The following is a 12,741-nucleotide window of genomic DNA, read 5'->3' as shown; positions in this document are numbered from 1 at the left end:
TAGCAAGTCGTTCATGAAACAAATCAGACCACAGTCCTTGCACAGTAAACTGGAAAATAAAGCGGGTGATGTTATTGCTGAATGCAGGCTCTATTGTGAGGGCAAGAGCAGCTTTTGAAGCTGTGGGTCGCTCAAAATTTTAGGGCAATGACTGTCGAGCATTGCGATGTAAAGAAAGAGATTTCCCGATTCAGCTTTGAGTGCAGCACGGTCTTCAGGCCTTAAACCCTGGTGACGCACCAGACGCACCAAAGGCGTCTTCAAAGAATCAGGCGTTTTTTTCAGGGCAAGGTCCGCAGCACACCCACAGTGTTCTTCCATCTTCAGGGCATTTTCGGCCCCTATGCGTTTACCAAGTTCTGTTACACAAAAATCCAGGGTTTCTTCATGGCCAAGATTATCGAAGGATCTGGCACCACTTGGCGCCACAACGATTACAGCGATAAAAACCCACACCGATAACCATGAGAACCTGTTCAACTGCATTAACTCTCTTGCCTTTCACGCCGTCGCTTCATCCAGAACATCACTTTAATTACCGGGTAAACCCAGATAAGTCCAACAAAGGGGTAGTATAAAAGATGTACAACAGGATGATCCGGAAGCCAGTCTGTCCCGATCGAAATAACCACCGCAGAATAGAGCCCGAGAAAAATAAAAAACAGTAGATACCCAAGAAGGTTTTTAACCAAGGCTGTAACTCGTTAAACAGTTAATACAAGCAAAACAGAACGGATAATTTTATATCCTGCGTACCGGTAAAGAGCCAGCATAAAAAAGAAACACTCTATTAGATAACTTCCCTCTGAATCATCGTTAAAATATACCAGAATTTCCCTGTTCATCAGAGCCAGACAACCAAAGCTTTTTTAAAGTATCTTTAACAGTAAACATACTATAGTAGTCTCTGATGATCATAAGATTATCGGGGGGCTTAGGAATCGAGGATATAATGGTACTGTTACGCTCATTTATAATATTATTACTGTTTTTAAGTATTTCCCCGGTAAAGACATCAGAGGTAAAAGCATCAGAAATACAACTTGTCACAGAAAATTACCCGCCCTTAAACTATCTTGAGCAAAACGAGCTTCAGGGAATTGGCGCTGATATTGTCGGTGCTTTACAAAAAAAAGTAGGCACACCGAGCGCCCCTAAGGTTTTCCCTTGGAAAAGGGCTTATCGCACAGCGCTTTCCACCCCTAATACCGGTATATTTTCCATCACTCGTACAAAGGAAAGAGAAAACCTGTTCAACTGGGTTGGCCCACTCTACAGTGTACGCGATTACATTTTCATAAGAAAATCATCCGATTTTTCCGGACAGGATATTTCGGATCTAAAAGCTCTTCACAGTATCGGATTACAAGCAGAAGGTGCCGTGCATAAAGCACTGGCAAAATTATCCTTTCACAATTTAATCCCCATTCATCAGGTCGACAAGCAGTTGGATCTTTTGATAAGTGGCCGAATTTCTGCCTTACAAGTCTCTGATCTTACCATGTCTTTCGACCTGCAAAAAAGCAACCTGAGCTTCACGGAAGTAAGGCCTATTGCAGTCCTCAATCAAGCGGATATGTATCTTGCATTCTCAAAGGACACGCCTTTGGAAGAGGTCAATAAATGGCAGGAGGCTTTGAACGAACTTATCAAAGAGGGCAAACACGCTGCGATACTTGGTAAACATCTTCCCAGCTTGTCTCTTTGGAGTTTGGAGACAGGTATCGAAGTGAAGGTGAATTAATCGACTCAAAGTGAAGTGTTATAATCGATTTTTCTAAATTTTTGCCCGAAAGCCTGTTTTATAAATCTCGCCGATCAATTTCAGCTTAGTTCTCATAAAGATTTATTTTAAAACGAAAAAACCCGGCCAAAGCCGGGTCTTTTTCATATAACACTGGAGCGGGCGATGAGATTCGAACTCACGACATTCTCGTTGGCAACGAGATGCTCTACCACTGAGCTACGCCCGCGTCTCTGTGTTGGTGGAGGGGTATTTACGCCACGAAGTTTGACTTTGCAAGAGCTTTTTTCACAAAAAAATAATCCTTCTTGCTTCTTTCCTGTTTTAAAGACACAAAAAACGAGGCATACCCTTAATTATAAACAAATTTTGCATAAAGACGCAGGCAAAAAAATATCACCAACAGCACCCCTTGTACCCCTGACGATCTCTTTAAAAAACTCGACGCACTTGGAATCGAAACGACAACGATTACCCATCCCGCCGTGTATACCGTTGAAGAATCCAAAGAGCATTGTAGCGATCTCCCCGGTGCTCATACAAAAAACCTCTTCCTCCGTAACAAGAAGGGACAGATGTGGCTTCTGGTTTGTCTTGAAGACAGAAAAATCGACATGAAGTTACTTGGAAAAGTCTTGAGTGCAGGGAAGCTTTCTTTTGGCAGTGCAGATCGGTTGATGGAATTTCTTGGCATCACCCCCGGATCGGTTTCGCCCTTTACCGCAATCAATGATAAAGACAACGCCGTAAAAGTTGTTCTCGATTCACAAATGATGAAGCAGTCACCCATTAATTCGCACCCCCTGACCAATACAATGACCACCTCAATCAAGCCTGCAGATCTTGTGCAATTTCTGGCCGCGATCGATCACCCGCCAGAAGAACTGGATATGGATAATTTGGCACAACTTGCGCAAGACGCAACTTGACCCCTTGCAGTTCTGGTAATTCAACCTCATCTTGTCAGGTATAAATTCTCTAGGATTGAGGTTCTACAATTGAAGTCAATGTTTGGGACAGCAAAAGCTCTATCTGCTTCCCGGATTTTTGCACTTCAAGGATAAACTTTTAAAGCTCGGATATTGAACTATGGAAGAACTCATCGGCAGCACCCCAGCACCCCAAGCTGACCTGATCAAGGACACCAATCAGCAAGATTTTGCCAAAGATGTCATGGAAGCTTCCATGAACCAACCGGTTCTCGTCGATTTTTGGGCGCCATGGTGTGGACCATGCAAACAAATGATGCCCGCCATCGAACAGGCCGTTATGGCAGCCAAAGGCGCTGTAAAACTGGTCAAAGTCAATATTGATGAAAATCAGATGCTGGCGTCACAGTTACGGGTTCAATCCGTACCAATGGTATACGCTTTTTTCCAAGGACAACCTGTTGATGGCTTCAACGGTGCTCTGCCCCCCAGCGAAATCACCAAGTTTATTGATACTGTGATCCAGAAAACCGGGGGTGTTAAAGGCGACCCTATTGCAGACGCGCTTGAGCAAGCAGCAATGGCCCGGGAAAATCAAGACGATTTGGCAGCGATGTCAATCTATAGTCAAATTCTGGAACACGTACCAGATAATGAACCAGCGCTTATTGGTATGCTTGAGTGCCAAATTAGTGCTAACATGGAAGAAGAAGCGCAGGCTCTGTTTGATCAACTGCCAGATGATGTAAAAATCAAACCAGAATTTTCAGCAATTGTGACCAAACTGGAACTGGCAGGTCAGAGCCTTGATAACGAAGAAGTTGTTGCGCTGAAGAACAAGGTTGAGACAGACCAGACCGATAATCAATCAAGGTTTGATCTGGCATTGGCACTACAGGCAAACGGCAGCCACGAAGAAGCTGCTGATCATCTGTTGTATATTATCAAGCATGATCGTGAATGGAATGATGATGCAGCGCGTATTCAGCTTTTGAAATTTTTTGAAGCCTGGGGCATGATGGATCCCATGACGATGAAAGCGCGCGGTAAACTATCTTCGTTGCTCTTTAGCTAACACTGATCAGTGCGCGATTATAGACCAAGCAAAAAAATTAAGGCGGGTTCCCCTAATAATACAGTCGTAAAAGGCATACTATGACCGGTGGTATCTTCGACCCAAAGTTTAACGAGCTCCCAAGCGAACTTCCTATTTTTCCATTGGAAGGCGCACTTTTACTACCCGGGGGAACGCTTCCGCTTAATGTTTTCGAACCTAGGTATCTTACCATGATTGATCATGCACTGGGACAAAGCCGGTGCATTGGTATGATTCAACCAAACAGCAAACCTGCCCACGGTATTCTAGATAAAGATACCCTAGATCAAGATATCTTGAATGATGACAAGATGCCTCTCTACAAAGTCGGGTGCCTTGGACGCATAACATCCTTCATGGAGACAGATGACGGGCGATATCTGATCTCTTTACAGGGTCTAATTCGTTATAATGTAGCCGAAGAAACACCCGCTGAATTTGGTTACAGACGTGTTCTTCCGGACTATAATCCCTATCGCCCGGATCTGGAAAATACCGAGTCCGAAGACTTAGACCGTGCCCGACTTTTGTCCTGTTTGCGGAGCTATTTTGACGTCAACAATATTGATGCTGACTGGAAAGCCATCGAACATACAAACAATCATCGCCTGGTAAATACCCTTGCGATGATTTGCCCCTTTTCATCAGCAGAAAAGCAAGCAATATTAGAGGCCTCAACTTTGATACAGCGTGCAGATATCATGGAAACAATCATGGATATGGCCGTGCACCAAAGTAACCAAAACTTTGCCAAACAGTAAAATTGATCTGATTATAAGATAGATCAGGACACAATGGATTAAGATTATGAGCAACGAACCACGCGTCGATAGAAAATTACTCGAAATACTTGTATGCCCGGAAACCAAAGGGCCATTGGAGTATGATGCGCAAAATCAGGAATTGATTTCACGCCAGGCAAAGCTCGCTTACCCTATTCGCGAAGGCATTCCCGTTATGCTTACTGACGAAGCCAGACCACTCGATTAAATCAAAAGATTCTGGTAAATCAACAGGTTCTGGATAAATCATAAATGACTGAGTCAATCCAAGAAGATAATGCCCAGGGTTTTCACACTGAGCACTGGCCGACAGACCTGAAATATAAATCAGATGAACGGGCCCTTCATATAACCTTTGAAAATGGCAAAAACTTTGCTTTGCCTGCAGAATACCTTCGGGTGGAAAGTCCCTCGGCAGAAGTACAAGGCCATCACCCGAGCCAGAAGCAGATCCTTTCCGGACGCAGTATGGTCGGCATTATGGCAATTGAGCCCGTTGGAAACTACGCCGTTAGATTGACCTTTGATGACTTGCACGATACGGGAATCTATTCATGGCAGTATCTCTATAAGCTGGCAACTGAACAAGAGACCATCTGGCAAACATATCTGGATGAAATGGAAAAACGGGGTCTTTCCAGAAACCCTTGAAAATAAGGCTGCTATTACTTGGTTACTATTTCTTTGGCCAAGAGTTTAGATGCTATTTTTTTAGCCCGTACGGCCGCACTCTTATCCCCACTTACCTGTGCGGTCACAATAGCACCTTCTTTCAAAAGCACGAGTTCTGCCGCAATTTCATCGGGATTAGAAAAACCTGCTTTTTCAACTATACTTGTGATTTCTTTTGTTAAAACAGCCTTGTGGCGGGCAGCAGCTTCATGAGCCTTATGCTTGTAATCAGAGAATTCCGCAGCTGCATTGATAAACATACAGCCTGAAAAACGATGTTCCGGAAAAGCCTGATCGTTAAACCACAATTCCAGCGCATCATACATAGATAACAGCTGGTCCCTTGGTTCCCCCTGTCCTACCATATAATTTAAAAGCCATTGCCTGATCTGCTCGTCACGTCGCTCAAGAGCCGCAATAATCAAATCATCTTTGGAAGGGAAGTGTTTATAAAGCGTCATACGCGCCACCCCGGCCTCGGAGATAATCTGTTCAACACCTGTCGCGTGAAAGCCTTGAGCGTAAAAAAGCCCAAGCGCCACATCAACAAGGTGGTCACGTTTCTTAGATCGCCGCATCACGTTCTGTTCGTACCGCTAGTTTTGTTAATTCTGGGCTTTGATCACAACAACAGATGGCTTGCCGTCCAGTTTAGACAAAGAACTTTGCCAACTTGGCGGACAAGGATGTTTTTTAGAGTTCTGATTACATGCCCACCCGGTCCGAATACCTTCAAAAGCCTGCTTCATTGCCTCATTGGTAACGGGTTGCGCACCGATTTCAAATTCAGGCACGCGAAAAACATGTTGAATCAAATACAAGGCATTCTGACCAACAGTTGCCCGAAAGAGTGCTACTTCGCCAGTATTGCGCGTTAAATCACGGGTACAGTTGATCAAGCGAAAGCCTGTCGGAAAACCGTTCACTTGATCTTTCAGAGGCGGTGTTGCCCCGCTTACCTCGCAATTTTGCTTATAGATCGCTGCCAATTCATCCAGAAAGCTGACAACGTCACCATCAGCCCACCCCGGGAAAACCTGAACGGTAATCATGTCTTTCCAGTTGTTGACGTCCTGCCCGGGCGGCAACCATTCTGCAGTCGTTGATTGAGCCTGCGTATTACGGGGCAACGCCTGCCATTGATCAGGCAAAGCCGCAAAAAAGACCTCACCATTTCCACCTTGGGCAATAACAGAATCACCTGCAGCATGAGCCTTATCTATAGGCATCAAGCCCAGGGTCAGAAAAAACAGGCCTGCAAAGATACTGTCAGGCCATTTAATTTCATCTTTTATGAAAGACACTGATATCTCTCCGCGCAAACAACTTCTACTCATCCAATTCCAAGCCGGGCCAAGCTAGGCCAGCCTATGCCAAGATTTTATACTCAATATTTTGTGAGATATCACATTATATTCTCAAACATTAGCATAAAGATAACAACCAACTCTGGCGATTTTATGTCATTGGTTCAGAAAGCTTTATTTGTGAGTTTTCTGGTAAAATTTTCAGTCGAATTTTCTGGTCCAGTTTATTCATCTTTATGACCAAGCATCTGTGCCTTTGAAATCACCGAATGAATTTATACTCATGTGAAATTATATTTAAGCGAAACTATAGTTTCTCACCCTGCATCAAACGAGGCAAATCCCCGACAATTCCCATGGCATGCTTCATGAAAAAACGTTTTACAGGTGGAATTTTGTCAACTGTAGCCAGACCGAGGTCACGCGCCACCCGTACAGGTGCCAAATCATTGGAAAAAAGTTTTACAAGGCCGTCCATAGCACCAAGCAAGAGCACATTATCAAAACGACGCCATTTTGCGTAATCTTCCAGAACCTGAGGAGACCCAACATCAAGCCCGACTCTTCGTGCATCAACAACAACCTGAGCCAATGCAGCAACATCGCGAAGGCCAAGATTCAGCCCCTGCCCTGCGATCGGATGCATACCATGTGCAGCATCCCCGACAAGTGCGAGCCGGGTATCCGTGTAACGTTCGGCGTGTAAGGAACTCAAGGGATAGGACCAACGCATATCTGTTACAGTAAAGGCCCCAAGACTCTCGCCAAATCGTCGATGAAGCTCATTGGCAAAATCTTCATTACTCATGGACATATAGCCATCAACAAGGTCTCTTTTTTCCGACCAGACCAGTGAAGAGCGATGCACGCCCTCTTCACTATCAGGCAGGGGTAAAAGCGCAAAAGGACCTGAAGGCAGGAAGTGTTCAAAAGCAACGCCGTTATGGGGCTTTTCATGTACCACAGTACAGACAATACCGTTCTGATGGTAATCTGTTCCCGATACCTTAATCCCGGCATTTTTACGGAGCTGAGAGCCGCGCCCGTCTGCGCCAATTACCAAACGCGCTTTGATACTTGTTCCATCATCTAGTGACGCAACAACGCCGCGCTTATCTCTCTCTAGCTCTTGCAAGCTATGCGGTGCCAGATGATGCAGATTTTCAAGTTCAGCAGCCTTGGCATGTGTAGAAAGTCTGATGGCACGATTTTCTACGATCCACCCCATCGGCATATCGCCGACTTCGCTAAAGTCATAGGACATGGAAAGCGGGGACGCCCCCCGATCAATCTGACCATCGGTAATCTCAATGTAGCGAATTGCCTCTGCCGCCCATGTCATGCCGTCCCACAACCCAACCTGATCAAAGACTCGTTGCGACCCCAGAGCAATGGCAGATGAACGCCCATCAAAAGGCGTGGCTTTTTGATCAGAAGGTTCTTCGCGATCAACAACAGCAACGTCCATTCCAGCGCCAGCAAGAGCAACACCCAGGGTCAAGCCAACCAGGCCACCACCAACAACAAGAACTTCAACGCTTAGATCTTTTTGAGCCATATTATTTTAAGCCATTTGTATTCAGGATCTTTTGTAAGGTAAGGCACATATTCAGAACAAAGGTAATCCGACAGCGCCAGACTTGTTCGTTCTTATATAAGAGGGATTTCAGCCTTTGCCAAAAGATAACCGACAACGAACTACTATTTGCGACAATTTATCCTGAAGATTTCAATTACTGATTCTTACGGGTATTCATTCAATAAAATTAATCAGTAGTCCCATTTCCAAAATACGCCGACTTTGCTATCCGCTGTTTGTCCGGTTTCACTCTCAAGCGTGATATTGGGTGTCAGATCAATCTGAACCTTTGCTTTGGTACTGTCCGCTGAAGCCCCCTGATCAACACCGATATAGATATTATCAGTAATGTATTTTCCGGCACTGACCTCTGGCGATCCCGTATCGGAATTTGTTCCCGCTGTGAGAACATCTACACCCAAAGTATCCCGGGCAAAGCCCAAAACACCACCGCCAGAATCTATTTTACCGGACAAGGATGCAATGGCCGATGCAAGTTGAAGAGCCTCTACAGCAGAGAGCTTACCCGAAGCTTTTCCAAAGAGAACCTGGGAAAGTACCTCATCCTCGGGCAATCCATCAGGCGAAGAGAAGCTGATCTTTGGGTTCGATGCTGTTCCCTGAATAGAGACAATAGCTGTCACATTATCAGCTTCGTAGATTGCGGAAAGATTCAATTCCGGATCAATCTGAGTACCACCCAGCAACGCTATTTTACCCTGCCGAAGCTTGAAGTTTTTCCCAGCAAATGAAAATTGTCCCCTGACCGGACTGAGATACCCTTCAATAATCGGTGCATGGGCAAGCCCTTTGATCGTAAACCTGCCTTCCCATTCAGAATCAAGGCCCCGGCCGCGGATAAAAACCTTACGCGGCATATTCAACAACAAATCCAACGAAATTTTTGAAGGTTGTTGTTCCTTCTCAGCTTTTGTATCACCCGCATTCGGCTGATCTGGTCGATTGATTTCAGTGACCTCAAGATCCACGACGCTTGGGGCAACAGCACTGCCGATATTAATATTGGTTTCCCGTGTTGTGATATCACCCGCGACAGTCAAACTGGCCGGAGATCCTTTGATTGCAATGTTACCATCGGTCTGTACCGCTATCTGATCCTGATCGAGAGCAGCAAGATTATCGAGCTGGATAGCCAAATCAACCAATGGGTTACTTAAATTTTCAAAGCGAACAGTACCCTCAGATCTCAAGATTCCCTGTTTGTTATCATTTGCCTGTAGGCTCAATCGCAATAGCTGACTATTTTCCAACCCGGCATCTAGCGTGATGTTTTTGAGGAGTGTCCCCAATTCAATGTTTTCATATCGGCCTTCACGCAAAGTTGCTGAGCCGATCAACTGCGGATTTGCGACGGTTCCTGAAACCTGGAGATCAGTGTGGAATTGCCCGCGCATTTCCTGTGTATCCAGCGCCAGAATAGCCCATAGGCTCTCGATCTCACTGTCGATCAAAAGATCCCCGGTCAAAGGCTGATTTTCAGAGACCGCGACTGAGAAAGGTGAAAATCCAACCCGCAGAGGCACGGATCCTTTGGCCTGAACCGTTGATTTTTCCAACCCTGTTACATCATTTTTAAAGTCAAAACGGTTATTGTTTAATGTCCCGGATAATGTTGTTTGCAACGATGGTATCGTTGTATTCGGATCGCTTGAAAATTTAATATTTTCAGCCTTTAACAAAAGACTTCCCTGTGCATTTTCAGGACGTAGAGACAAATTTGCCTTTCCGGCCAACATTCCTTTAATCTCCAGATCAGGGGCAACCAGATTGACCAGATCCACGGGAAATGTTTTGATTTCTACCTTCGCATCAGCACTGGATTTTGTCAGTTCCCCAGATCCTGTAATCATCCCGCGATCAAACGAAAGCTCAAAGGGATCGACAGTGGTTTTGTCCTGACCCTGAATCACCACAAGAGCTTGACGCAAGGTAAGGACCTTTTCCGCAATTGTGCCATCAAGCTGAGACAGGTTAAAACGCGTCAATGTCGTTTTCCCTGTCACCGGGAGCATCAGATTTCCACTGCCCCCCAAAGCAATAGAAGGCGCCATTGAGCTATTCAATGCGAAAGTAAAATCTGCATTGGATAAACCGCCCGTAACGTCCAATTGAGCTTGTTCAATCAGACGGTCCTGAACAGAAACATCGGACAGGTTAGCGGTCATCGCCAACTGAGGATTATTAAAATCCCCCTGTGAGGTAGCAGCCACATCCAGGGTCCTGATAACCGTGGCCCCTGAATCAGGTGAAAGGTTGTTCCCCTTCAGACCCAAATCCAGATGTTGCGCGCCGCCCTTTTCGCTCAAGACGGCTTTAGTAGAGACTGCACCGACGATATCAGCCCCAAAAGCTGCCCCAAGAGGAGAAATGTCGCGCAAATCTCCCCGTATATCAGCGATAAGGGGGTTACCATCAAAGGGAACTGATGCTGAACCGACAATATTGTTCTGGCCCGTTTGTAAAAGAATATCAGCGACTTCTAACTGCCCATAGTCTGGCAAAGAAAATCCAAATGCTAAATCCAGCGGCAGAACTCCACCACGAAGCTCAGATTCAACAACGCCACTTGCCCCACTCGCTAACGTCTTCGCGTTAAAAGTTGTCGCCAGATTTCCAATTGTATTCTGATCCAGATTCAAAGCCGATACGGTCAGCTTTCCTTCTGCCTCTGGATCGCCGATTGACCCGCTCAGAGTTGTTTCAAAGTTTGCAAATCCTGATAGAGAAAGTCCAGCAACTTTATTCAAACGAGCAAGGTCCGGGGCTTCTATCTTTACATTAGCTACAAGGCTCTCAAAAGTGGCAGGAAGTTCAGCCGACCCTGCGAGTTGTGCCACCGGAAGCGGTAAAACGATATCCGATATCCTGAAGATCCCATCACCCAAATTGACATTGGCACTCAAGGATGGTTCCGCGCTTACCAATTCTTGAAGGTCAGTATCACCCAAATCAAGGTCTTGAGCTGTGACAGAGATATTACCCGTCATCTGGTTTGCAATATCCAGACTCTGTACGCTTAGCTCGGTTACAAGCTTTCCCTTTATAGGCGCGAGTTGGGAAAGATCGTCCAGAATGATTGCAATCTTTGAGCTTGCTGTATTATCACGGGTTGCCATGGCTGCCCTGACATCAGCACTGAAGAAAGCTCCTCTCGCCCGCAACATCGGAATATTTAATAACCCGCTTTCGAGTACATAGTGGCTCTCAAGTTCAAGACGCAGGTTACGCCCAAGCACTTTCTCCGCCTGCGGAGGAAGCCCAGTGACTTCTGTGAGAGCTGCAGAAGCATTCACGGGGATCATTTCCAATGAAGTTAAATTGAGATCAGAGCTAATACTCCCAATGATGTCCCCGATACGTAAAGCATCCTGCGCTGCGGCATCTGACTGCGGAGACGGATTAAGCTTGATGCCCCCCGCCTGAAAAGTTATAGCGATATTCATTGATTTGAAATCACCCGCAACATCCAAATCAACAAGCCCGCGCCCAAGGGAAGCAGGTGCAATCAATTGATTCAAAGCATCGACCTGTAATAATGCTGCATTCGCAGAGATATCAACCTTCTCACTATCCAGATCTAAATTACCACCGACAGAAACACTCAGATTTGTGTTGATAATATCCAATGATGACAAACTAATCAGATCATCTTCTTTGTCCCAGAGGACTGTCGACTTCAGATCTATCGGTTTGCTATCCACAAAAGGCAGGGAACCCGCCAGCTTCTCTGAAAATTCTGTTGCGCCAGAAAGGTCAAAGGTAATCGTATCCTGCCCCTGACTGGAAAGGGTCAGATCCGTTTTAAACAATTCCCCTGCGCTACCTTTGAGCTGCCCCTGCCAATTCACAAGCGGTCCCTGACCTGTGATAGCAAAGTTAACTTCTGGATAGTCGGGAAGATTTAAGGCTCGTGCAATCAAGCCTCCCTGAGGTTCTGTCAACTGTGCGTCAATGGACAGAGTATCCGCATCGGGATGGTAATTGACCCTGGCGCTCACAGATCCCTGATGAGCATCAAGCTGGTCGATATCAAGAGTACTGAGAATTCCCTCTTCATCCCGCGCAGAAAGTTTCATAGATACTGCTAACAGAGCCTCTCGCCCCAATATATTCTCGGCGAGATCGATCTTTGCGACATCAAGCTGACGCAAGCTTATATCAATTGGTAAAGGCAGGGGGGATGATGTGCTTTGCGCCTCTTCCGGTGAGGGAGGCAAGTCCGGGTTACGCTGCATAACCAGAGAAGCAACAGAGATCTTGTTTATCTTTAGCTGACCAAACAGCAAATTTTGTGGCGACCAATCCAGAACAAGATCGGTTCCTTCAAGCCAATCCCCTCTAGGATCGCGAAGGATAACCTTATCAAGCCGAGCATTGGAAAAGACATTGCCATCAAGCTGTTGTAGATCAATGGTCAAGCCAGCGGGGTCATTTACCGCTGCCTCAATCTGTGCCAACAGGGTCGCCCGACCGCTATCCGTTTGCAGATAAACATAACCGCCTAGCAACAGAATCAAAACAAGGGCCAGTGGAGCAAAGATGATCGAGGCAATAATCTTGCCTTTACTCATTTTCATTGTGGGCCCATTTTCATTTTGGACTCATCTTCAT

At 45.8% G+C, this 12,741-nt stretch carries 12 protein-coding genes and 1 tRNA gene; 6 read left to right on the top strand and 7 right to left on the bottom strand.

Going from position 1 to position 12,741, the window contains the following annotated elements; genetic code table 11:
• Positions 1-90: 90 nt before the first annotated feature.
• Complete coding sequence (locus tag BKB51_RS13395; protein ID WP_085901604.1) at positions 91-486, bottom strand: hypothetical protein; 396 nt, start codon at positions 484-486, stop codon at positions 91-93.
• Positions 486-692 (bottom strand): DUF2842 domain-containing protein, encoded by a 207-nt coding sequence (locus BKB51_RS21310; RefSeq protein ID WP_085901603.1) that lies wholly within the window; start codon positions 690-692, stop codon positions 486-488. Before BKB51_RS21310 ends, BKB51_RS13395 begins: the two co-directional genes overlap by 1 nt.
• 260 nt (positions 693-952) lie before the next feature.
• Here BKB51_RS21310 and BKB51_RS13385 point away from each other — a divergent pair, with 260 nt between their 5' ends.
• Positions 953-1,744 (top strand): substrate-binding periplasmic protein, encoded by a 792-nt coding sequence (locus BKB51_RS13385; protein ID WP_158090230.1) that lies wholly within the window; start codon positions 953-955, stop codon positions 1,742-1,744.
• Positions 1,745-1,898: 154 nt separating this feature from the next.
• On the opposite strand, the gene BKB51_RS13380 is transcribed toward BKB51_RS13385, so the two are convergent.
• A tRNA-Gly gene (locus BKB51_RS13380) sits at positions 1,899-1,973 on the bottom strand.
• A gap of 256 nt (positions 1,974-2,229) precedes the next feature.
• Between BKB51_RS13380 and BKB51_RS13375 the strand changes: the two genes are divergently transcribed.
• The 5 genes from BKB51_RS13375 (at position 2,230) to BKB51_RS13355 (ending at position 5,202) form a co-directional block, all read left to right on the top strand.
• Positions 2,230-2,673 (top strand): prolyl-tRNA synthetase associated domain-containing protein, encoded by a 444-nt coding sequence (locus tag BKB51_RS13375; RefSeq protein ID WP_245813280.1) that lies wholly within the window; start codon positions 2,230-2,232, stop codon positions 2,671-2,673.
• Between the two features lie 160 nt (positions 2,674-2,833).
• Positions 2,834-3,748, top strand: coding sequence for a thioredoxin family protein (locus BKB51_RS13370; RefSeq protein ID WP_085901600.1), 915 nt, complete (start codon positions 2,834-2,836; stop codon positions 3,746-3,748).
• A gap of 80 nt (positions 3,749-3,828) precedes the next feature.
• On the top strand, positions 3,829-4,530 hold the full coding sequence (locus BKB51_RS13365; RefSeq protein ID WP_085901599.1) for an LON peptidase substrate-binding domain-containing protein: 702 nt from the start codon (positions 3,829-3,831) through the stop codon (positions 4,528-4,530).
• Between the two features lie 46 nt (positions 4,531-4,576).
• A complete protein-coding gene (locus BKB51_RS13360; RefSeq protein ID WP_085901598.1) occupies positions 4,577-4,759 on the top strand; it encodes a Trm112 family protein in 183 nt (60 codons plus the stop codon).
• A 44-nt stretch (positions 4,760-4,803) separates the two neighbouring features.
• On the top strand, positions 4,804-5,202 hold the full coding sequence (locus BKB51_RS13355; protein WP_085901597.1) for a gamma-butyrobetaine hydroxylase family protein: 399 nt from the start codon (positions 4,804-4,806) through the stop codon (positions 5,200-5,202).
• 14 nt (positions 5,203-5,216) lie between these two features.
• Here BKB51_RS13355 and BKB51_RS13350 read toward each other — a convergent pair whose 3' ends face one another.
• The 4 genes from BKB51_RS13350 to BKB51_RS13335 form a co-directional block, all read right to left on the bottom strand.
• Complete coding sequence (locus BKB51_RS13350; protein ID WP_085901596.1) at positions 5,217-5,801, bottom strand: TetR/AcrR family transcriptional regulator; 585 nt, start codon at positions 5,799-5,801, stop codon at positions 5,217-5,219.
• Between the two features lie 27 nt (positions 5,802-5,828).
• Positions 5,829-6,527 (bottom strand): hypothetical protein, encoded by a 699-nt coding sequence (locus tag BKB51_RS13345; protein WP_085901595.1) that lies wholly within the window; start codon positions 6,525-6,527, stop codon positions 5,829-5,831.
• A gap of 310 nt (positions 6,528-6,837) precedes the next feature.
• On the bottom strand, positions 6,838-8,088 hold the full coding sequence (locus BKB51_RS13340; RefSeq protein WP_085901594.1) for a UbiH/UbiF/VisC/COQ6 family ubiquinone biosynthesis hydroxylase: 1,251 nt from the start codon (positions 8,086-8,088) through the stop codon (positions 6,838-6,840).
• A gap of 212 nt (positions 8,089-8,300) precedes the next feature.
• A complete protein-coding gene (locus BKB51_RS13335) occupies positions 8,301-12,707 on the bottom strand; it encodes a translocation/assembly module TamB domain-containing protein (RefSeq protein WP_085901593.1) in 4,407 nt (1,468 codons plus the stop codon).
• Positions 12,708-12,741: the final 34 nt, after the last annotated feature.

The sequence above is a fragment of the Kiloniella majae genome (assembly GCF_002118315.1).
Taxonomy (GTDB): Bacteria; Pseudomonadota; Alphaproteobacteria; order Kiloniellales; family Kiloniellaceae; genus Kiloniella; species Kiloniella majae.
Note: the sequence above shows the minus strand (reverse complement) of the source record. Positions and strands in the feature narration are given on the sequence as shown.